Raw genomic sequence first — 20,514 nt, forward strand, 5'->3', positions numbered from 1 at the left:
CAGCAGTTGCGAGCCGAGCACTACAAGGTCGTGGTTGTCAACGGGCGAACGGCCCTCCGGTGGGTCAGCCGGGCAGGCCTCACCAAGTGGCACGATCTCGCTCGCCTGACCGGACCCCCCACAGCGACAGTCTGTGTTGGCGATACGAGTAGCCCCCTCTTCGTCGGATGGTCCTGCAACCTTCAGAGCCAACCGGGAGCGATGCGTCACGCCGACGACATCGCCGGCATCGTGAGGACTGTCACCAGAAAAAAACGGAACCATCGCCGGAATTCCACTGTCGGGACGGATACAAGTCTCCCTCGTGGCGCCCATGCCAGGACCGGAACCGAGCTGATCTCGCTGCTAGCCACGTGGCTCGCGAAGAGCAGCGACCAGACAATCGGCGACGTCTCTCGGTTCCCCCGGGCCCCGTGGATCAGCGTCGAGACCCCGCTCGGTCTCATGGACCTCAACGCCGACACTCGCCGATCAGCCGTCAGTGCGTTCCTCGACCATGTCCGGCAATTCGAAGGGGCAGTCGAACTGCACGTGGTGGCTAACCGCCGGGGCCGTATCAACAAGGTCGTCTTTGATCCGGCAAAACCGTCCCCGATTGGCTGGTACGCGTACCTGCGGACGGCAAGGCCCGCGTCCACGTCGATGACGTTGCCATGACTCGCGTGCCCGCCATCGTTCAGTTCCCACATCCCGGTGCGGAGCACATTCCGGAGGGTGACTGGATGCCCTGGAACACAGCCGCGAGCCATCGACGGAAGTTCATGGTCTCGCCTGGCATGCTCCTCGACAGCGATGGCTACAGCGAGAACACCGAGGTTGTGTTCTGGGGCGAGTGGGAGCCACCCTCGTCCGTAGTGCGACGATGGCCCAAGGCTCGCGACCTGCCAAGGGTCCTGCATCGACCTTGCGTAGCTGAGCCACCTCCGGGTCGGCGCCAGAACACCGATCCATGGGTCTTCGGCGAGGCCTTCCTCTACAGCAACTGCAAACAGCTCAACCCCCGACCACGGCGCACGCCGTCCGCTCTTCAGCGTCTCGACGTCGGTTCGATCATCCTCTTTGGGAGCTCATCACACGAGAGGTTCTTGCTCGACACCCTCTTCGTCGTCGGAGAGGTCCTCGGCGATTTCACACCCGTCGACATCGGCGTGAACGTCGACCCGATCTTCCAATTGTGCACTGTCGACTCTCTGGTCAACGATGACACCGCGAGCGCTTCCCGAACCCTGTTCAAGGGTGCCACCCCGGCCCGTCCCGTTGATGGGATGTTCAGTTTCGTGCCCTGTATGGACGTCACCGACCCACGAGAGCGATTCGGGCGACCTGCGATCGAATTGCCGGGGATCATCAATCCGGCGAGCAGGCAGGCACCGTCTGGCGCGAAGGTTGCTCGTTCGTTGGCTGCGCGGAGCGAGGCGTGGACGGCCATCGTCGATCAGGTCGAGATGGTGGGACTCTCGCTCGCCGCCAATTTGGCGATGCCTGATCGCTGCTGAGAGCGGTAGGCGGGGATCTATCGGGGGCCTCGGATCGGTTCCAATTGACCGTTCCAATTGACCGTCCCGCGCGATGGACGCGCGATGGAGCCCTCGCGGAGTAGGTTGGCAGGAAGCCTAGACAAGCGAAAAACCCAGGCACCGCCTGGGTTTTTCGGTGGTAGCGGGGGCGGGATTTGAACCCGCGACCTTCGGGTTATGAGCCCGATGAGCTACCAGACTGCTCCACCCCGCGTCGTTGGCTCGGAGTATACGAAGCGAGGTGGCATAGCGTTGAGCGTGCGCTGTCGCTCGGGGCTTCGATAGCGCACAGCGATCGGGTCATCTTCGGTGCACGAATCTGGCAGTATTGACCGATGGACATGGTCCCGCTCAGCAAGGATGACGCGTCCGCGGTCCTTGCGCTCGTCGAAGCGGTTGGCGAGGCGGCCACGGTCGACGACTACGCAACCGTCGCCATGACGGGGCTGCTGGACCTCATCCCCTGTATCGACGCCTCCTACAACGAGATGAACCCGGCGGCGAACCGGGTCAGGTGGGCGGCACTGCCGAACCCCGGCAACCTGCTCGAACAGTTCGTCCCGGTATTCCAGAAGTACATGCTCCAGAATCCGCTCGTCCGCCACTTCGAAGAAACGGGTGACACCCGAGCAATGATGTGGTCCGACTTAATGACCCTCGAAGAGATCCACGCCACAGACCTACACCGCAAGATGTTCGGGCATATCGGCGTCGACAGTCAGCTGGCCGTCACCTTGCCGGCACCGCCCGGTATCGTGGTCGGCTTCGCGGTCAATACCGGTCTCGAAGGATTCACCGAGCGCGATCGGGCCATCATGAACGCGCTCCGACCGCACCTCGGACACGCCTACCGCTCCATCCAGCTCCGCGACGAACTGTCGCTCGCACACAAGGCACTCCGAACGCGGGGCTGGACCGGTGCCCTCGCTGACCACACGGGAGTCGTCCGAGCTGTCACCGACAATGCTGACGATTCCGAACACACGACCGGCGTTGCCCTCCGCGAAGGTGAGCCGCTACCAGAACCGCTCCGAAGCTCCTACCGGACCGGCGTCGGCAGGTACCACCCGTCCCAACCCGCCGTTCGTTCCTCACCCACCAGGTTGTCGGAAGACGCACAGGGCGTCGCGGGGTGGCATGTACCCGGGCCGATTGCGCCACATGTCGTAATCGTCGAAACCCATGTCGACGCAAGCAAGCGCCGACTCACCGAAGCAGGACTCTCCCCAAGACAGGTCCAAGTTGCGCTCCAACTCGCCGAAGGAGGCACCAACGCGGTGATCGCCGGAAGGATGGGTATCGCCGAAGGCACCGTGCGCAAGCACCTCGAACGCATCTACCGAGCCCTCGAGGTCACGGACCGCGCAAGTGCGATCGCGAGCATCAGGGGCTGGTAGGCGCGTACATCTGCGCATCGCGACCTACGGGACCGCAAGCGACAATGACGAGACGACCGCACAGGCTCACCGACCTGATCGGCATCGGACAACCGGCCAACCCAGATCCGCAGCGGTCACCTCTGTCAGCGGTCACATCGCTCGGGGCCGGAACGCGATGCCCGGGACGGTCAGTGCCCGGTTGCGGGTCCCGTCAGAGGCCGGATGCCGGCGGGGCGCCTTTGGATTCCCAATACTCGTTGATGCAGTTCTGGATGTGGATGTACCACACGAACGGGCCGACGATCGGCAGCAGCACCCACAGCCCCCACAAGGCGGTGATCGGCGCGGCTTCACCGTCATCGGTGTAGAGCTTCCCGACCTCGTCGGCCATGAGGAACATCGTCACGGGAGCAAACACGAAGGTCAGCACCAGATACAGCACACCACCGATGCCGTCCTTGCGATACGCCTTGAGCTCCTCACCGTTCTTGTACGACCACACAAGCGCCCAGATGCCAAAGGTCACAATGGTCACCAAGATGGTCAAGCCCTTCGAGCGACCCCGTCCGAGGGGCCGGTCCGGCGCAGAGCTTCCGCCGGACGGTGCTGTTGGTTCAGTCATGTTCCCACCATAGCCCACGAGAACCGCCCGCAACTTGACCGTATTGGTCCCCGTCGCCACCTGCAAGACTTGCGGGGCAAACCATGTCGATTCGCACCCGTCCCGATCGTCGACATCGCGACAGCCCGGAATCGGGACCGTGAGGCACAGGAGGACACCACCGTGCAATACGCAGCACTCATCTACGACGATCCGACCAAGGCACCCGACCCCGAATCACCCGAAGGCGCAGCGATCTTCCAACGGTATGTCGAGCTCACCGAACAGATCAGTGCCGAGGGTGTCAACAAGGGCGGAGAAGCCCTCTACGGTGTCGACATGGCGACAAGCATCCGGATTCGTGGCGGCGAACTCCAGATCACCGACGGTCCCTTTGCCGAAACCAAAGAGCACCTCGGGGGCTTCTACCTGATCGAAGCCGACGATCTCGACCATGCCATCAAGATCGCGTCGCGTATCCCCGCGGTCGAGACGGGCACCGTCGAACTGCGACCCGTCTGGGACTTCTCCGAATAGATGCCGGAAGCCGACGAAGCCATCGAGGCCGTGTTCCGCAGCGAACACGGCCTCGTACTCGCCGGCCTCATCCGACACATCGGAGACATCCAGCTCGCAGAAGATGCCCTCCAGGACGCATGCATCGCCGCGCTTGGCGCCTGGACCGACACGATTCCGGACAACCCCGCAGCATGGCTCACCACCACCGCGCGAAGGAAAGCCATCGACCGGATCCGCAGGGCGAAGAACCTCGCAACCAAATACGAGACCCTCGGACACACGATGACCGACATCGACGATGAAACACCGGTCGGGACGATCGAAGACGACCGGCTACGCCTCATCTTCACCTGCTGCCACCCTGCGATCGCCCGAGACGCGAGCGTCGCTCTCACGCTTCGCACCGTCGGTGGGCTCACGACATCTGAGATCGCACGGGCTTTCCTCGTCAGCGAAACAGCGATGGCACAGCGACTGGTCAGGGTCAAACGCAAGATCGCCGACGCCGGCATCCCGTACCGGGTACCGAGTGATGCGGATCTCCCCGACCGCCTCCCGGCGGTACTCGCTGTGATCTACCTCATCTTCAACGAAGGCTACGCGGCATCTCGTGGCGACACCCACATTCGCGCCTCGCTGACCACCGAAGCCATTCGGCTTGCCGCCATCGTGGACAACCTCTTGCCGAACGAGCCGGAAATCATGGGTTTGCGGTCCCTGATGGACTTCCACGATGCACGATCTGCGACCCGCGTCGACGCTCACGGCACCCCCGTGTTGCTCGCCGCCCAGGACCGCACCCGTTGGGACATGCCACGGATCAACACGGCCACCCGCCGGCTTGACACCGCCGTGGCGATGGGTGCGCCTGGCCCGTATCAGGTTCAGGCAGCGATCGCCGCGATCCACGCGACGGCTCCGACGGCCGGGGACACCGACTGGACACAGATCGCGGCCCTGTATCGCACCCTCGAACGGTACACCGACTCGAAGGTGGTGCGTCTCAACCACGCTGTTGCGGTTGCCATGGCCGGGGACCGCACCGCAGCGCTGCGGATGATCCACGACATCGACGGTCTCGCCGGATATCCGTACCTGCATGCTGCACGCGCAGGGCTGCTCGAAGACGAATCCCGAATCGGAGAGGCGATCGAGGCATACGAAGCGGCGATCGCGGTCACGGATGCCGATGCGGAGCGGCAGTTCCTGATGGTGCGCCTCGGGGAGCTACGAAGAGCCGATGGTCGTCAGTGACGCGGCCGTACCGGAAGCCGCCCCGGCCGCTGCAGCGATGATCCGGTTGGCTTCCTCGATGTAGCCCCTCGCTTCGTCGACCTTCGCCTGGTACTCGGCGAGGTCGCCGGCGCGAAGCGCCGCGTTGGCTTCCCTGAGGGCGGCCTCGGCAAGGGCAACCAGCTCGGCCACCCGCTCCTCCACCGTGCCACCGTCGGTCCCGCCATCGGTCCCGCCGTCGGTTCCACCATCGGTGCCCCCGTCGGGCTGTCCGCCGATGCCTTCACCAAAGAGCTTCACCAACACATCGTCGAGTGTTTCGGCAATCTCGATCTGGGAGTTATACGACGCAACGACCCGCTTGAACTGCGGGATGCCACCGGTCGCCGTATCCGCGGCGAGGTAGATGGGTTGGACATACAGCAACGAGTCCTCGATCGGGACCACAAGCATGTTCCCCTTGATCACATCCGAACCCACCTGGCCGAGCAGCGTGAACTCCGACGACACGATCGGGTCCTGCTCGATGAAGTCCCCGACCTGGCCCGGACCGTCGATCTGGCGATCCACCGGCATCGAATACTCGACGATGGTGCCGTACTCGTCGAGCGGACCGCTCTTGGCGACCATGAACGCCGACATGTTCGGGCGGTCCGCAGGGGTGAACGGCTGCATCAGGAGAAACGACAGCTGGTCTTCTTCCGGCAGCTTCATCAACAGGTAATACGGCAGCATCGGGTCCGTCTGGAACAAGCCGCGCAGATCCGGATAGGGCGAATTCGACGGGTCCCGTGCGATCTGCCACGGGTCCTCAACCTTGAACAGCTCGACGGGGTCGGTCATGTGGTACAGGGTGTACACATCGGTCTGGATGCGGAACAGGTCCTCGGGATAGCGCAGATGCGGCACAAGACCTGCGGGGAACTCGTCGATCGGCCTGAACAGGTCCGGGAAGATCTTCTGGTTCGCCCGGATGATCGGATCGTCGGGATCGATCACATACATGTCAACGGTGCCGTCGTAGGCATCGATCACGGCCTTGACCGAGTTGCGGATGTAGTTGACCGAACGAGGCAGGTCGGCCCCGATGTTGAGGCGGGTCGTGAGGGCCTGCTCCGAGTACGGAAAACGATCCGACGCCGTGTACAGATCCATCATCCACACGAGCCTTCCGTCATGGACGACCATGTACGGATCGTTGTCGACATAGAGGAACGGAGCGAGACGCTTGATGCGCGTCTTGATGTTGCGGGCGATCATCACCTTGCTGTCAGCGTCGACCTGGCCCGATATGAGGGTGTTGAGGTCCGCGAACCGCAGGGCCCACGCCGTTCGCTGCAAGAACCCACCGAGCGGAACACCGCCGGCGCCGCCGTATGAGTTCGTCTCGGCTCCGGCTTCATCCCCAGATCCCTTCGGGATGTCGACCTCGCCTTCCTTCGACCCTGCGATCAGGAAGTCCTCCTCCGAATCATCCGAGAAGTAGATCCGAGGCTGGGTCACATTGAGGTTCTCGGAACCCGAATTGTTGATCGGCGGGATGTCCTGGACGAGGAAGTCCGGTTTTCCGTCATCGGTCACATTGTTCGCAGGGCTCAGCACGACTCCGAGACCGTGCGTGTACACGAGCCGCTCGTTCACCCAGCCACTCCCGGGGATCTGGCTCTCCGACAGCCCCCTCGCCGAGATCATCACCTGGGTCAATTCACCGTTGACCATGTAACGGTCGACATCGATGTCGAAGAAGTCGTAATAGGTCTTGATGTTCTGAAGCTCCGGGTAGGTCTGGCCGAGCACTCCCGGGTCCCACAGCCGGATGTTGTCGATCGTCGAACGGTTCGCCTCGATGTCCTTCGCGGTGAGGTCCGTCGCTGCGGCGAACTCGATCGCCTCTACATCATCAAGGCCGAAGGCGAGGCGTGTGAAGTCGAGGTTGTGTTGGACGAACTCAGTTTCGCGTCCGATCTCGTTCGGCTCGACCGAGAACCGTTGCACCATGGCCGGGTAGATGCCACCGACACCGATCGAGGTCACGAGCCAGATCCCGAACGCGATGATCGGCAGCGACCAGCCGCGGAACCAGACATTGACCAGGAGGATCACCGCCGACACGATCGAGATGAAGATCAGGAGGTTCAGTGCAGGGATCTGCGCATTCACATCCGTGTACGACGCCCCGAACACCTGACCGCGGCTCGAATACAGCAGTTCCCACTTGTCGAACAGGTACCCGACCGCCTTGAGAAGGGCGATGAGGGCGAGCATGATCGAGATGTGGGCCTTGACACCGCCCGAGGTTCGCTCGCCGGGGGTCCCGATCTTGATGCCGCCGTTGAGATAGTGCGCTGCGACCACCACGAGGGTTGTCACAACCAGGAGCTGGAACAGCCATCCGAAGACATCTCGATACAGCGGGAGGCCGAAGATGTATCGCGACAGGTCGTTGCCGTAGATCGGGTCAACGAGCCCCCACGACACACCGTTGCGCCAAAACAGCCAGTCCTGCCACCATGCCGCCGCCCCGAGCCCGATCAGCACGCCGAACACCACCGCGAACGCCGTGCGAACCAGAGCAGTTCTCGGCCCGACCCAGTCCCGGTACCGTTCGAGGAGCTCCTCGTCGGGGGTGCCGGGCGTGATGTCGGTCTGTGGCGATACACGGTCAACCACCCACAGGTTCACCCAGAACATCCCAATGGCGAACAGGGAAGCACCGAGGACGAGCCAGATCTTGGTGAAGGTCAAGGTGGCCCATACACCACCGGCATCAAGGTCCGAATACCACAGATAGTCGGTCCACAGCGTTGCGATCCAGCGTCCGCCAAGCAGGAGGACGAAGGCGAAACCGAGCACGATGAAGATCAGGCGGCGCCAGCCAGAGCTCTGACGGTACGCAATGGGTTCTCGGTTGATCACGCCTGGCAGTCTATGGGATCGCCAAGGATGATCATCCAGCTCCGGATCACAGAGCTCCGACCCGTCGTTCGGCCTCATCGCTCCGCCACAGGCGGAAGACCTTGCTCGCCTGGGATGCCACCGCACGGCTCCCCTTGCCTGCTGCCCGCGCATGTTCGATCGCCGAAGTCACCGAATCCTCGAGATCCGATGCGAAAGCGCTCGCCGCAGCTTGCCCCGTGTCCTGCCGCAGCTCGACGAACGGCGCTCCGAAACGATCAGCGAAACCGTCCGGCGGGACCCAGGTGTCGTCACCGCGAAGGGCTTCAAGGGTCTCGTTCTGGAGCTCGACGAGCAGTTTCTTGATCGACCGAAGCGCGGCGTTGCGCCCCGCGAGCGATTCGTTCGGCTCTCCCTGCTCATCGCGGGCCGCCTCGATATCGTCCTCGGGCTGATCTTCCAGAGCAGACACCTGAGGCGCTGTGGTCGCTCGCTGCTCGGTGGGTTCTGCCGCACGGCGCTCTGGCGTCTCTGTTGCGGGCACCGCATCCAAGAGGGACGGTTGACTCGGCATGGAACCGTTGTGTTCCACCGTCCGCAACTGTGCGAACAGCGACCCGATCTCATCCTTCACCGGCCCGTCCGAAGCGAGGAGTGTCGACGCGGGCGCCGGAGCTGGCTCGGGCTCGTCGGTGTCGACTGGCGCCGTGACTTCCGGCGCGGGAGCAGGTTCGGGCTGGTCGGCGTCGACCGGTGCGGCAACTTCCGGCGCTGTGGCCTCCGGTGCCGTGTCGGCGGGTGGGACGGCTTGCGGCTCGGGCGGGCTGATCACGGCAACCGTCTCCACGGGCTGTTTCGGGGTCGCTGCGCCACCGGACGAGCGAAGGGCTTCGATCTCGGCAACGAGCTCGTCGGTGTCGACCGGCCGCAGCGTGACTGCCTTGGATGGTGACACGATCTTGACCGACCCCACATCCATGTCGTGATGCGACAGATCGGGATCGGGCTCGGGCTCTTCGGGAGGCGCTTCGAGCTCCTGGCGGCGGGAGTCGATCTCCTCCTCAAGGTTCGCGATGGACGCCCGCGTGGCTTCGAGCTCTTTGAGAAGCTCGGATCGGCGATCCTCGAGCGCTCGTGCGCGTTCCTGCGCGGCCTCTGCCTGCCGATGGGCCGAGGCGAGCAGCCCGTCGCTTTCGGCCCTCGCCTCGGCGAGCACCGACTCAGCTTCGAGCCTCGCCGTGCGCAGCACATCGTCTTTGTCGCGCCGCGCATCGGAGGTGAGTCGCAGCGCGTCCCGTTCCGCCTCGGCGCGCATGAACAGCGCATCTTGTTGGGCAGCGTCGAGGATGGCTTTCGCTTCGGCCGCGGCCGCTGCGAGCAGCGCCGTTCCCTCCTTCCATGCCGAGCCGCGCAGCGCCTTTGACTGCTCATCGGCACCGTCGAGCATCGACGCCGATTCCTGCTCAGCGGCCATGCGCCAATTGTCGGCGTCGGTCGTGGCACGGGTCCGCAGCCCCTCCGCGGCGGCGCGCGCCGCTTCGAGGATCGACGCAACTTCCTCCCCGACTCGGCGGAGCTCCTGTGCAAGCGCCTCCGGATCGTCGATACCGATCGCGAGTGTCGAGGCCTCCGCCTCAGCCGCAGCGGCCCGCAACTCGTCGACAAGTGCTGCAAGGTCGTTCAGGTGTTCATCGACCTGGGCGCGGTCGTAGCCGCGGCGCACAACATCGAACCGGCGCGGCGGCGCCTGGCCCGCGCTCATCTCTTCGGCCATGGTTCCGAGGCTACCGGCTGGCGCGCCCGCGGTCGTGGATTGTCAGAGCGTCGCGAGGAACGCAAGGGCGTCATCGACGGTGGCGACCTTCACCACTTCGATCTGCCCCTGCGCCGCCGCAACAGCGGCGTCGTAGTTCCCTGCGGGCACGAGGACCGCAACCGCGCCAGCGTCGATGGCGCCATGCACCTTCTGTTCGATGCCGCCAATCTCGCCGACCGTCTCATCGATGTGGATGGTTCCGGTGCCTGCAATGCGCATGCCATGTGTCAGGGACTCGGGTGTCAGCTGGTCGATGATCTGAAGCGTGAACATCAGACCGGCGGACGGACCGCCGATGTTCTGGCTATCGATCGTCACATCCACGGGAAAGTGCACGATCGGCTCGTTGTTGTCGAGCAGCACGCCCATCATCGGTTTGGCCGGGTCTTCCGTGTGGGGCCCGAGAACCAGCTCGAATTCGTCTACCTCGACCTCCTCGGAGTTCGCGTCGGGCCGTTCCACCGTCACGACCACCGGATCACCGACCTGTTTCGGTTCGAGGGCAGCGAGAACATCCGAACGGAACGCGATGATCCGGTTGTCCATCTCGACGATGACATCATCGGGTTGAAGCACGCCATCGGCCGCGGAGCCGGGAACGGTTTCGATCACGATCGCCCCGGTACCCACCAGCGTCACCTCGTAGCCGAGCTTGGTGAGCGCCACATAGATCGCGTCCTGTTTCGACTGGGTCATCAGCGCGAGGCTCTCGCGTCGCAACTGCTCCTCCGACACTCCCGGCGGCCGGTAGTTCTCCCGCTTCGCAATCTCGACACGGTCGTCGAAGTGAGCCGCGACCCACTCGATGACATTCGCCTCCTTGAGCGAAACCGTGAGGAAGAACAGCTCCCCGGTGTCAGAAACGGCACCATCGGGCACACTCACGAAGTCCGAGGTGTCGTACACCGGTCCCGGGCTCAGCGTGTAGTACGGCACCCGAATGACCCACAGCGCAGCGATCGCGATACCAACCACGATGAGGGCGCCCGCGAGCCAGAACGGCCACTTCGGATACCGGTCCGGGGGCTGGAGTGACGCGGGAACGGGAGAGGTCGGATCGTGCGGCCCGACGGCCCCACTTGCGGAGTCCATGGGGCGAGGTTACTTGCGCTCGACGCTAGCGCACCACTACCCGATCCGTTGACGCGACACGAGATCGGCGACCACCACGATCCGCTGCGCTGCTGAACCCTTCGGGTGGCACGCGAACATCGTCAAGGTTGGTGTTGCATGGTCGTAGGTGATCCACAGATCGGTCGGATCAACGATGAAGGTCTCCCGCACCCGGTAGATCACCTCGGCACCGGCCTCATCGGTGACATAGACGAGATCCCCGGGGTCGAGAGCGTCGAGGTTGGCGAACGGACGCGAATGGATCGACCGATGGCCTGCAAGGACCACATTGCCTGCCTCGCCGGGTCGTGCGGTCCCCGCCCAGTGGCCGACGCCGCGATCGAGCACCTCGAGCGACACACCCGCCCGCACCGCCTCATCGACACCGATCGCCGGGATCCGCAGATTGCTGAAGACCCAGCCGGCCGATTGGGATCGGTGCGTCGATGGCTGCCGCGCCGATCCGGGTTCGAGGCCGGCGCGGCTCGGTGCTGCCGCCGCTGGCCCGGCGAGGGCAACCACGAGGACGGCAGCGAGCGTGAAACGAATAGAGTGTCGTGTAAGTCCCATCCCTGTCCAATCGGCAGCAACAGCGTACAACTGCACCACAAATCCCTCCGGAGGCACCCATGCAGACCACCTATCCGACCCGAACAATTGCAAAGGTCGTGGTGCCGAGATCCCTTGTGTGGACGATCACGCTGATGGTCGGCTTCGCGCTGCTCACCGCCGTCGCCGCCCAGATCCGTATTCCGGTTCCCGGTTCGCCGGTTCCCATCACGGGATCCACCTTCGCGGTGTTGCTGTCGGGCGCGGCGCTCGGTTCCTGGATGGGGGCAGGCTCGCAGACGATCTACTGGGTGCTCGGAGCGGTCGGGCTCCCGTTCTACACCGAGGCGAGCGGTGGATGGGACGCTGCGACCGGTGCCACCGGCGGCTACCTGATCGGCTTCATCGTCGCCGCGTGGGTCGTTGGCGCCCTCGCCGAACGGGGCCAGGATCGCACGGTCCCGAGCGCCATCCCGGCGTTCCTTGCCGGGAATGCGGTCATCTACCTCTTCGGTGTCCCGTGGCTGATGGCGAGCGTTCCAAGCATCGACACGATCAGCGCCGCCCTCGCCGCCGGGTTCACACCGTTCGTGATCGGTGACCTCATCAAGGTCGTCCTCGCAGGGCTCCTCCTCCCTGCAGCGTGGAAGATGGTCGACCGGACCCATCTCGACGCCTGACACCACACAGACGACCCGCTCTGACCCTTTCTTCACGCGGTTCTCAGGTCGTTCTCATCTCGGCGTGATCGTGCCTCCATCCCTGCGGGTGATGCTCATGGGGTGAGAAAGGAGGCTCATGGTGAGAGCGATGGCAACCGTGGCGGCGACAGCCTGTCTCGTTGCCGCGTGCTCGACGACACCGATCGAGCGCACCGGCACACCAGCCCTACCGGGCTTAACGACGACAATCGCCGATCAACCATTCGAAGACGACCGTGCTGCGGCGGATCAGGGTGACGCTCCGTCAGAGATCACGGCGCCTGAACCGGCCAACCAGCCCGAGGATTCGGACCCCCACGGCGGTACCGGCCCGGCTTCTGGCGACGACACATCCACCACCGCAGACGACACGGAGTCCATAGAAGAGACCGGCGAGAAGGCGACGGGCACAGCCGACCTCGCCGACGACCTCGGCAGTATCGACGACCTGCTCGCCGGTCTCGATGGCCTGTTGGGAGAGCTCGACGGGGCACTGGGTGAACTCGACCAGAGCCTCAACAATGACGAAGGAGATATCGAATCATGAGACGACGAATCATTGTGACCCTTGCGGTGCTCGCCGTGATCGCGCTGTTGCCACAGATCGCAGTGGCGCAGGAAGCCGACCCGCAGACGAGCGACACGACCGCAGAACAGCGCGTCCATCCGGTCGACGCCATCAAGCGTCGGGCCGCCGAGGCGATTCACCGACGCCTTGAGGCCCTCGACCGTCTCGGTGTGCGGGTGAGGACCGACGACCATGTCACCGATGGCCACGCCGCACAGCTCACCAAGCATTACGCCCGTGCAGCCGAAGGTCTCACCGAACTCGGCCGGGAGATCGCTGCGGCAACGAGCCATGAAGAGCTCAGGGAGTTGGTGCCGCTGATCGCGACGGACTATCGAGTGTACCTCGTGATCATCCCCAAGTCACACGAGGTGCTGGTCTCTGATCACATGGCTGACGCAGCCGACCGTCTCTCGGACGCCGCGGCGGTCGTGCTCGCCGCCATCGAACGAGCCGAGCAAGCAGGGTATGACATGACTGAGGCTCGGCACTGGCTCGGCGTCGCCCGTGACGAGATCACCGCTGTCATCCGCGGTGCGGTCCCGGTGGCAGACAAGGTGGTCGGCCTGACCGCCGCCGACTGGGAGGAGCCGGCCAAGACGCTCCTCACCAACGGTCGGGCCGCCCTGCGCCAGGGCCGCGAGGATCTCCACGACGCGATCAGGGCGCTCGGCAAGGCACGGGACGCCATCGCAGACGCGATCGGCTGAACGGGTTCGATCACCACTGGAGGCGGGTCGCGCGCCCGCCTCCCGTCGCGCTTGTATCGTGGGCGCCGATGGAGGAACGAACGGCAAGGATCACCAAGGCACTCGCGGCAGACCCCTATGCCGAAACCCAGGGTTTTCGCCTCGGAGAGGTCACCGATGCGACCGTTGCCGTATCGGTGACAGTGCGAGACGATCAGGTCAACTTCCTCGGGGGCACCCATGGGGGTGTCGTGTTCTCCCTCGCGGATTGTGCATTCTCGCTCGCGTCGAACGCGTACCCGGAAGACGCCGTCGCCATCGACACCCACCTCGCCATCACGGGCGGCACCGGCGTGGGGGACACCTTGACAGCCACCGCGACCGAGGTGGCCCGGAGCCGGTCTCTCGCCACCTACCGTGTCGCTGTCACGAACGACGGTCGCACCGTCGGCGTCTTCACCGGAACCGTCTTCATCAAGCGCTAAATTCCCGAGTCCCCGACGAGAAGGAGATAGCCATCTTCGATCGTTGGGGCGATCGTCGTGGCGCCCGTCGGTGTGCCACCGATGTGTCTGTAGTGGCCTTCACCGGTCCGCCACGCAACCGAGACCGTCGGGTCGCGCTGGTCGGAAATCCAGACCTGTCCGGCTGCGGTCTCGGTGAGTTCGTGTGGCGTGCCTCGGAACAGGACGCGGCCCCGGTGCATGACGAGGACGATGCTGCACAGCGCTGCGATATCGTCGGTCTGGTGGCTGGAGAGCACAACGGTGCGGTCCTCGGCGAGGCGTGAGATCATGTCGCGGAAGCGGAGCCGTTGTTCGGGGTCGAGTCCGGCGGTGGGTTCGTCGAGAATCAGCAGGTCGGGGTTCCCGATCAGGGATTGGGCGAGGGCGACGCGCCGCCGCATTCCTCCTGACAAGGTGCGGATCTTCTTGTGAGCCTTCGAACCGAGTTCGACGATGTCGATGACGCGTCGCACCTCGTCGTGTCGGATCCTGCGGTCGGTGAGTTCCTTCAAGATCGCCACATAGTCGATGAACTCGAACACGGTGAAGTTGCGGTGGAAGCCTGGCTCCTGGGGCAAGTAGCCGAGCCGGCGCCGGATCTCAACACGCTGGCGTGGGTTGGCCGGGTCGCTCCCGAGAAGGGTGACCGTTCCAGCATCGGGAGCGAGGACGGTTGCGGCGATGCGCAGCAGGGTGGTCTTGCCGGCGCCGTTCGGACCGAGAAGGCCGGTGATGCCGTTGCCGACCGAAGCGTCAACACCATCGAGCGCGTTGATAGAGCCGAAGTGCTTCACCAGGTTGGTGAACTGGCAGGTCGTCTCAGTCACTGTGTTTCCTTCGGTTGTCATTTGCAGATCGGGTAAGGCTGGTCGCCGAGGAGCTCATCGAAGACCAAACGCGGGTATGCCGCGATGGAGACGGTGAAGTCGGCTGGGTCACGGTCGCCGCGTTCGATCCATTGCTCAGGGGTCGGTGGCGGTTCGAGGTTGAAGTGGTCGACGATCGTTTGGATGGGTGTTGTCGGTTTTGTCCATTCGTTCCAATTTGTGGCGATATCGGACGCCACCGTTGCGTGGGGATGTTCGAGAAGTTGCGCTGCAAGATCCGTCGCTGTCGGTGATCCATTGATGGCAGACGCTCCGTTCCCACCGCCGAAGCCGCCGTGCTGCATCCATCCAAGTTGACCCCAATTGACAACGGAGATGACTGTCTCACCGTCTTCGGAATACTCGAAGATGGCGTCGCTGCTGACACCGTGGAGCCTGATGTCGCGGTAGCGATCTGCAAGGCGCGGGTCCGCTTGGGCGGCGAGCCATGCAGCGACGACCTCGCGGGCTTGCCCTTCGGCATCGCATCCCACCTCGAGCGGGATACGATCACCCATGACGGGCCGAGGGAACCCTCGCTCCCTTCCGGGCCAGCTGACAAACCGAGTGGGGTCCGTAGGTTCGTCGTTGAACCCGGCGATTTGCTCTTCGGTGTAGAGAGGGCCTTCCATCTCGACCGGAACCAGAGGCAAACCGACCGCGCGTTGGGCTACGGCCAGCACCAACGCCGCTCCTTGAGCCAGGTACAGCTTGTCACCGACTCGAATAGGCCACGGATCGGCGGGGACCGACTCGAAAAAGGGGCGATTCCCCCTTTCGATGATAGCCTGACCCTTGGGGTGGTCCCAGCCGAATTCGTCGATGATCTGGGAGGGGTAGGGATGGTGCCACTGCTCGACCGCAAGAACGGGACGATCCGCAGCGGGGATCGGGGCAAGAGTGTCCGAAATCACGGACTCCCACCAGTCGACCCAGCGTTCGTAGCTCGGGTGGATGTTGTATGTGACCCCGCTGCGCTCGGCTGTGACCCAATTCGATGCTGGGTTGGCGATCAGGTCGAACCGTTGATCCACCTGAATGTCGCTGGGCAGTTGCGCCTGGGTCGCGCCGCTGACAACCAATAGTGCGACCCCGCCAGCTGCGACCACGATCGGCGTGACCCGTACGCCGTGGCGTAACGCGGCAGCGGCGCCGATCACTGTCGTTGCACCGAGGAGGTAGGCGACATGTGCCCATGTGGGTCGGATCCACAGATCGAAGCCGCCGTACCACAACACGGTGTGCCACCACGCAAACCAATGCATCGTGCTCGGCGCATCCTGGAGTGCGATCTGGACAGCGGCGAGGACGCCGAGCCCGATAAAGCCACTGAACCGGTTGGGGAACCAGGTGCCGGCTGCGGTCCCAACTACGGCGGCGAGGCCGACCACCATCGGTCCGACGAGCAGTTCTCCAATCTCCGGCTGGCCGGTTCCACCGAGCCAATACAGGTACACCATGTAGGCGGTGACGATCACCGCGGCAACCGGCACGACGGCGAGCGAGCCGAGCAGGTGACCGACGGTTCGGGCTCGCTGCTGCGCCGGGGCCGGGTCCTCGATCTCCAGGGTGCCGTTGCGGTACCCCCGCGATGCCTGAAGGTGGGCGACGAGCAATGCTGCCCCGGCGAGTGGAGCCAATCCAAGCCCAACATAGGTCGAGTAGCCACCGAGGTGCGGTAGCTCGCCACGATTGAACGACCACAGGAGATACAGGCTGGCAAGGACCCCTACCCAGATGAGTGGATGTCGCAATGTGAAGCCCGCCTCACGACGCGCCAGTGAGCGCCACACCCGGGTCGGGATCACCGGCTCGTTTGCAGGGTGGCTCCGAGGAAGGGTCGTGGCGGTCACCGGGTCCTCCCGGGAATCGGCAGTCGGGCCACGGTCGGTTGGCGCCGGGTCGATCCGACCACGCCCAGCGCTACCGCGGCCCAGGCGATGACAGCGATGCCCGCCCAGCGGCGATGTCCATCGACCCACGCCTCCCAGCCCGGCTCCGGAGCGACCGCCAGCGACGGAAACACAGACCACCGTTCCGGCAGCAACACCAAAAGGACAACGACGGTGAGCAGCGAGAGCGCGGCCACGGTGCCACCGGCGTCCCGGCCGGTAAGCATGACCAGAGTGGCGACCGCCCACACGACACCGACCAGGGTGACGAGCTCGAGCGTCAAGGCCCACTTCGGCAAGGCCGCGATAGCCCGCTCATTCTGTGGCCCCAGCCCCGCCTCCATCCAAGTCACCAGCAGCCACCAGCTCGCCGCAACCACGGGGAGGGCAACGAAGAGTCGCGCCGCACGCTGGAGTGACAGCGGGACCGGCTTGCCATCCATGATGTTCCCTGCCGGGTCGTCAAACACGAAGGCGGTGCTCGTCGCGAGCGCCACAGCGCCGACCCGCAGTCCGAACACGAGATCGTCCGGATATGGGTTGCGACGGGTGGTAGCAAGCGCGAAGGCCGCAGCCAACCCCAGCCCGAGATACCACCACGGAATCAACCGCAGCGACCGAAAGAGAACCCACGGGAATGTGCGAAGTGTGCTTGTCAATGTTGCCCAACCTCAAATGCTCCTCTCCGCATCAGGAGAGTCGCAGTGGCCATCGCCAAGACAACAGCGAAGACCAGCTGTCCCGCCCAACCGAACACGACAAGCGTCGGAGGTCCGATCTCCAAAGCAGTGACACCCAAGAACCAGATGGCCGACGGAAACACGACAGCAGCCACCGGCGTGACGAAGGTGCTCCCTGCAAGGGCCACGGACGCAAGGGCGAGACCCGGAAGAATCCATGCAGCCACCATCCATCCCGCGTTCGGCAGCAGCAGCGCCGCCGGCAATGCCATAGCGAAGGAGGTGACCACAACGGCGACCGTGCGAACCAGCAACAGTCGGAAACCATGGAACGGCGAGGCAGTTGCAATCTCGTGCGCAGGATCGATCATCGGGCCGTACGCCGCGGCCACACCCGCGAGTGGAACCAGCGGCGCCAACACCAAGAACACAAACAAGCCTGCGCGAGCCTCCGCTGGCGTACCTCCCGACGACGCCCACGCCATACCAACACCGAAACCCAAGACAGCGAGCACCGTGAGCAGCCACGGCATCGTCAACGCGGGTGTCGCCCCCAGCAGCCGCGCAAGATGCCCAGGCACCCCCACCGACAGCAACAGACGCTCGAACATGCGTGGTCTCGGAGCGTCGATACGGTCGACCACCCCGTCCCAGATTCCGTCGAGACGACTTGCATCGCCGAGTCGCGCACCAGCCGAGTGGCGACACCGTTCACACGACATCACATGGGCCTCAACCGACCACACCTGTGGGACAGAAGCCGTACCGTGCATATACGCATCAAGAGCGTCGGTGGTTGGGTGCCAGGTCATGTCGCCAAGTCCTCGCGCAACTGATGGCGGGCCCGCATCATCCGCGTCTTCACCGTGCCCGCCGGAATGCCCAGTAGCTGAGCTGTCTCGCGCACCGTCAAACCATCGAGCACGGTCGCTTGCATCACGATCTTCAACTCGGGCGACAGGCGATCAAGGGCCGTACCAGCGTCGCTGTACTCCACGCCAACCAAGACCTCATCCTCGGCTGACACCACCGCTCCAGGTTTGATCCACTCCGCCACCGTCTCCCACCGAGATCGGCGCCGAATACGATCCAGAAGCCTACGGATTGCGATCCCCCACAACCACGCGGCCGTCTCCCCGTCACCCCGGTACGACCGCGGCCGACGCCACACGGCCAAGAATGTGTCCTGAACCGCCTCATTCACCATGTCAGGATCCCCACACCGGTGAGAGAGGCGCACAACGAGCCACCCGGCATGCCGCTCGTACAGGACGCGCAGGGCGTCGCGGTCACCGTCGGCGATCGCCGTGAGCAACTCAGAGTCGGATTGATCCACACCCATACTGTCGCAGCCAAGCGTAGGAACGGTTCACAGAACCCGAACTTGTTCGGAAAGCGGCTCCTGTGCTCAGAGTTCCTCGCCGAGGTAGGCCTTGATCACCGCAGGGTCGGTCTGCACCTCGTGTGGGGTTCCTTGGCCGATCACCTGACCGAAGTCGAGGACGAGCACCCGGTCCGCGATGTCCATGACGAGGCCCATGTCGTGCTCGACGAGGATCATGGCGATACCGAGCTCTTCGCGAATGTCGAGGATGAACCGCGCCATGTCCTCGGTCTCTTCGAGGTTCATGCCTGCGACAGGCTCATCGAGGAGCAGCAGCTCGGGCTCCATGGCGAGTGCTCTGCCGAGCTCGACGCGCTTTTGGATCCCGTATGGCAGCAGGCCGACGGGATGGGCCCTCCACGCTTCGATCTCGAGCAAGTCGATGATGTCCTCCACCTTGGCCCGGTTGTCCATCTCCTCGCGCTTTGCTCTGCCCCACCACACGGCTCCGGCGATCCATCCGACATCGGTCCGGACATGACGCCCCAAGGTGATGTTCTCCAAGACCGTCATGTGCGCGAACAGTTCGATGTTCTGAAAGGTGCGGGCGATCCCGAGATCGGCGACACGGTCGGGGCGCATGCCGAGGATCGACTCTCCTTTCCAACGGATGTCACCGACCTGGGGTTTGTAGACACCGTTGAGACAGTTGAAGGTCGAGGTCTTCCCTGCCCCGTTCGGGCCGATGACGGCGAAGAGCTCGTCTGCGTCCATGGTGAAGGACACTTCGTTGAGCGCCTGCACACCCTTGAATGTGAGCCCTACGGCATCGAACTCGACGAGTGGGGTGGTCATGACAGCCACCGCTTCCGGCGCTTGTAGTGCTTCACTTCCTTGAAGGAGCGGCGGTCCCCCTCTGAGTGGAGCCCGAGGTAGAACTCCTGGACATCCTCATCGGCAAGGAGCTTGTCGGCGTCGCCGTCCATCACGACCTTCCCGTGTTCCATGATGTACCCGTAGTCGGCGATCGACAGCGCCATGTTGGCGTTCTGTTCGATCAGCAGCACGGAGGTCCCGTTCTGGTTGATGTCGACGATCACATCGCGGATCTGGGCCACGAGGAGGGGTGCGAGCCCGAGCGACGGTTCATCGAGGATGAGCAGCGAAGGGTTCGCCATCAGGGCGCGCCCGATCGCGAGCATCTGCTGCTCACCACCGGAAAGATACCCTGCGGTGTCCTTCCTCCGGGCGGCGAGCACCGGGAACATCTCCATCACCATGTCGTGGTTCTCTTTGACACTCTCCGCGTTGCGGTTCGTCGTCGCCCCGGTCCGGAGGTTGTCCTCGACGGTCATCTCCGCAAAGACGCGCCTTCCCTCCATCACCTGGGAGATCCCCGCCTTGACGATCGCCGACGCGTCCTTGTGCTGGATCTCGGTGCCGTTGTAGAAGATCGTTCCCTTCGTGATGTCGCCCTCGTGGACATCGAGGAGTCCGGTGAGAGCTCGGAGGGTCGTTGTCTTCCCTGCACCGTTGGCGCCGAGGAGCGCAACGATCTGCCCTTCTCGCACTTCGAGGGAGAGCCCTCGAAGGACCAGAACGACATCGTTGTACACGACCTCAAGGTTGCTGATCTCAAGCATGTATCAGTTCACCGTTCACAGTT

Annotated in this window: 21 protein-coding genes and 1 tRNA gene; 9 read left to right on the forward strand and 13 right to left on the reverse strand. The window is 64.0% G+C overall.

Annotated elements, in window-relative coordinates:
* Positions 1–657, forward strand: a 657-nt coding sequence (locus R2823_00005) for a hypothetical protein (protein ID MEZ5174577.1), incomplete at its 5' end; no start/stop codon positions are given.
* Positions 654–1,496, forward strand: a complete 843-nt coding sequence (locus tag R2823_00010) for a hypothetical protein (protein ID MEZ5174578.1) — start codon at positions 654–656, stop codon at positions 1,494–1,496. The genes R2823_00005 and R2823_00010, both read left to right, overlap by 4 nt.
* Positions 1,497–1,654: 158 nt before the next feature.
* On the opposite strand, the gene R2823_00015 is transcribed toward R2823_00010, so the two are convergent.
* A tRNA-Met gene (locus R2823_00015) sits at positions 1,655–1,731 on the reverse strand.
* Positions 1,732–1,852: 121 nt separating this feature from the next.
* Here R2823_00015 and R2823_00020 point away from each other — a divergent pair.
* The gene (locus R2823_00020; protein MEZ5174579.1) at positions 1,853–2,914 is read left to right on the forward strand and encodes a helix-turn-helix transcriptional regulator; all 1,062 of its coding nucleotides are present in this window, start codon (positions 1,853–1,855) and stop codon (positions 2,912–2,914) included.
* Between the two features lie 193 nt (positions 2,915–3,107).
* Here R2823_00020 and R2823_00025 read toward each other — a convergent pair whose 3' ends face one another.
* A complete protein-coding gene (locus R2823_00025; protein ID MEZ5174580.1) occupies positions 3,108–3,518 on the reverse strand; it encodes a DUF4234 domain-containing protein in 411 nt (136 codons plus the stop codon).
* Between the two features lie 69 nt (positions 3,519–3,587).
* Between R2823_00025 and R2823_00030 the strand changes: the two genes are divergently transcribed.
* Both R2823_00030 and R2823_00035 read left to right on the forward strand, forming a co-directional pair.
* Positions 3,588–4,034 carry a YciI family protein gene (locus R2823_00030; protein ID MEZ5174581.1) on the forward strand — a complete coding sequence of 149 codons (447 nt, stop codon included), beginning with the start codon at positions 3,588–3,590 and terminating at the stop codon, positions 4,032–4,034.
* Positions 4,035–5,270 (forward strand): sigma-70 family RNA polymerase sigma factor, encoded by a 1,236-nt coding sequence (locus R2823_00035; protein MEZ5174582.1) that lies wholly within the window; start codon positions 4,035–4,037, stop codon positions 5,268–5,270. It begins immediately after the preceding gene.
* On the opposite strand, the gene R2823_00040 is transcribed toward R2823_00035, so the two are convergent.
* Genes R2823_00040 through R2823_00055 form a run of 4 tightly spaced genes read right to left on the reverse strand, consistent with a single transcriptional unit; the run spans position 5,244 to position 11,643 of the window.
* Positions 5,244–8,165 carry a UPF0182 family protein gene (locus R2823_00040; protein ID MEZ5174583.1) on the reverse strand — a complete coding sequence of 974 codons (2,922 nt, stop codon included), beginning with the start codon at positions 8,163–8,165 and terminating at the stop codon, positions 5,244–5,246. The genes R2823_00035 and R2823_00040 overlap by 27 nt on opposite strands.
* Before the next feature lie 46 nt (positions 8,166–8,211).
* Positions 8,212–9,918 (reverse strand): DivIVA domain-containing protein, encoded by a 1,707-nt coding sequence (locus R2823_00045; protein MEZ5174584.1) that lies wholly within the window; start codon positions 9,916–9,918, stop codon positions 8,212–8,214.
* 42 nt (positions 9,919–9,960) lie between these two features.
* On the reverse strand, positions 9,961–11,052 hold the full coding sequence (locus R2823_00050; GenBank protein MEZ5174585.1) for a PDZ domain-containing protein: 1,092 nt from the start codon (positions 11,050–11,052) through the stop codon (positions 9,961–9,963).
* Between the two features lie 36 nt (positions 11,053–11,088).
* Positions 11,089–11,643, reverse strand: coding sequence for a class E sortase (locus R2823_00055; protein ID MEZ5174586.1), 555 nt, complete (start codon positions 11,641–11,643; stop codon positions 11,089–11,091).
* 59 nt (positions 11,644–11,702) lie between these two features.
* Between R2823_00055 and R2823_00060 the strand changes: the two genes are divergently transcribed.
* The 4 genes from R2823_00060 (at position 11,703) to R2823_00075 (ending at position 14,065) form a co-directional block, all read left to right on the forward strand.
* On the forward strand, positions 11,703–12,302 hold the full coding sequence (locus R2823_00060; GenBank protein ID MEZ5174587.1) for a biotin transporter BioY: 600 nt from the start codon (positions 11,703–11,705) through the stop codon (positions 12,300–12,302).
* A 118-nt stretch (positions 12,303–12,420) separates the two neighbouring features.
* The gene (locus R2823_00065) at positions 12,421–12,870 is read left to right on the forward strand and encodes a hypothetical protein (GenBank protein MEZ5174588.1); all 450 of its coding nucleotides are present in this window, start codon (positions 12,421–12,423) and stop codon (positions 12,868–12,870) included.
* Positions 12,867–13,601 (forward strand): hypothetical protein, encoded by a 735-nt coding sequence (locus tag R2823_00070; protein ID MEZ5174589.1) that lies wholly within the window; start codon positions 12,867–12,869, stop codon positions 13,599–13,601. The genes R2823_00065 and R2823_00070 overlap by 4 nt, the downstream gene beginning before the upstream one ends.
* Positions 13,602–13,669: 68 nt before the next feature.
* Positions 13,670–14,065 (forward strand): hotdog fold thioesterase, encoded by a 396-nt coding sequence (locus tag R2823_00075; GenBank protein MEZ5174590.1) that lies wholly within the window; start codon positions 13,670–13,672, stop codon positions 14,063–14,065.
* Here the strand turns inward: R2823_00075 and R2823_00080 are convergent.
* From R2823_00080 to R2823_00110, 7 genes are all read right to left on the reverse strand, one after another.
* Entirely contained in the window at positions 14,062–14,913 is an 852-nt protein-coding gene (locus tag R2823_00080; protein ID MEZ5174591.1) for an ABC transporter ATP-binding protein, read from the reverse strand. The genes R2823_00075 and R2823_00080 overlap by 4 nt on opposite strands.
* A 17-nt stretch (positions 14,914–14,930) precedes the next feature.
* Positions 14,931–16,805 (reverse strand): hypothetical protein, encoded by a 1,875-nt coding sequence (locus R2823_00085; GenBank protein ID MEZ5174592.1) that lies wholly within the window; start codon positions 16,803–16,805, stop codon positions 14,931–14,933.
* Entirely contained in the window at positions 16,802–17,503 is a 702-nt protein-coding gene (locus R2823_00090) for a hypothetical protein (protein MEZ5174593.1), read from the reverse strand. The genes R2823_00085 and R2823_00090 overlap by 4 nt, the downstream gene beginning before the upstream one ends.
* Positions 17,500–18,336 carry a zf-HC2 domain-containing protein gene (locus R2823_00095; GenBank protein MEZ5174594.1) on the reverse strand — a complete coding sequence of 279 codons (837 nt, stop codon included), beginning with the start codon at positions 18,334–18,336 and terminating at the stop codon, positions 17,500–17,502. Before R2823_00095 ends, R2823_00090 begins: the two co-directional genes overlap by 4 nt.
* Positions 18,333–18,866: an RNA polymerase sigma factor gene (locus R2823_00100; GenBank protein MEZ5174595.1), complete on the reverse strand. Its 534-nt coding sequence runs from the start codon at positions 18,864–18,866 to the stop codon at positions 18,333–18,335. Before R2823_00100 ends, R2823_00095 begins: the two co-directional genes overlap by 4 nt.
* Positions 18,867–18,932: 66 nt before the next feature.
* Positions 18,933–19,703 (reverse strand): ABC transporter ATP-binding protein, encoded by a 771-nt coding sequence (locus R2823_00105; GenBank protein ID MEZ5174596.1) that lies wholly within the window; start codon positions 19,701–19,703, stop codon positions 18,933–18,935.
* Complete coding sequence (locus tag R2823_00110) at positions 19,700–20,491, reverse strand: ABC transporter ATP-binding protein (protein ID MEZ5174597.1); 792 nt, start codon at positions 20,489–20,491, stop codon at positions 19,700–19,702. The genes R2823_00105 and R2823_00110 overlap by 4 nt, the downstream gene beginning before the upstream one ends.
* Between the last annotated feature and the right edge of the window lie 23 nt (positions 20,492–20,514).

Source organism: Acidimicrobiia bacterium, assembly GCA_041393965.1.
In the GTDB taxonomy this organism is placed as follows: Bacteria; Actinomycetota; Acidimicrobiia; order Spongiisociales; family UBA5794; genus UBA5794.

What these genes read in the sequence shown, in the direction of transcription:
- R2823_00010 (MEZ5174578.1), top strand. Translation starts at nt 654, where the DNA reads ATGACTCGCGTGCCCGCCATCGTTCAGTTCCCACATCCCGGTGCGGAG.
- R2823_00020 (MEZ5174579.1), top strand. Translation starts at nt 1,853, where the DNA reads ATGGACATGGTCCCGCTCAGCAAGGATGACGCGTCCGCGGTCCTTGCG.
- R2823_00025 (MEZ5174580.1), bottom strand. Translation starts at nt 3,518, where the DNA reads ATGACTGAACCAACAGCACCGTCCGGCGGAAGCTCTGCGCCGGACCGG.
- R2823_00035 (MEZ5174582.1), top strand. Translation starts at nt 4,035, where the DNA reads ATGCCGGAAGCCGACGAAGCCATCGAGGCCGTGTTCCGCAGCGAACAC.
- R2823_00045 (MEZ5174584.1), bottom strand. Translation starts at nt 9,918, where the DNA reads ATGGCCGAAGAGATGAGCGCGGGCCAGGCGCCGCCGCGCCGGTTCGAT.
- R2823_00050 (MEZ5174585.1), bottom strand. Translation starts at nt 11,052, where the DNA reads ATGGACTCCGCAAGTGGGGCCGTCGGGCCGCACGATCCGACCTCTCCC.
- R2823_00055 (MEZ5174586.1), bottom strand. Translation starts at nt 11,643, where the DNA reads ATGGGACTTACACGACACTCTATTCGTTTCACGCTCGCTGCCGTCCTC.
- R2823_00060 (MEZ5174587.1), top strand. Translation starts at nt 11,703, where the DNA reads ATGCAGACCACCTATCCGACCCGAACAATTGCAAAGGTCGTGGTGCCG.
- R2823_00065 (MEZ5174588.1), top strand. Translation starts at nt 12,421, where the DNA reads ATGGTGAGAGCGATGGCAACCGTGGCGGCGACAGCCTGTCTCGTTGCC.
- R2823_00070 (MEZ5174589.1), top strand. Translation starts at nt 12,867, where the DNA reads ATGAGACGACGAATCATTGTGACCCTTGCGGTGCTCGCCGTGATCGCG.
- R2823_00075 (MEZ5174590.1), top strand. Translation starts at nt 13,670, where the DNA reads ATGGAGGAACGAACGGCAAGGATCACCAAGGCACTCGCGGCAGACCCC.
- R2823_00095 (MEZ5174594.1), bottom strand. Translation starts at nt 18,336, where the DNA reads ATGACCTGGCACCCAACCACCGACGCTCTTGATGCGTATATGCACGGT.
- R2823_00100 (MEZ5174595.1), bottom strand. Translation starts at nt 18,866, where the DNA reads ATGGGTGTGGATCAATCCGACTCTGAGTTGCTCACGGCGATCGCCGAC.
- R2823_00105 (MEZ5174596.1), bottom strand. Translation starts at nt 19,703, where the DNA reads ATGACCACCCCACTCGTCGAGTTCGATGCCGTAGGGCTCACATTCAAG.
- R2823_00110 (MEZ5174597.1), bottom strand. Translation starts at nt 20,491, where the DNA reads ATGCTTGAGATCAGCAACCTTGAGGTCGTGTACAACGATGTCGTTCTG.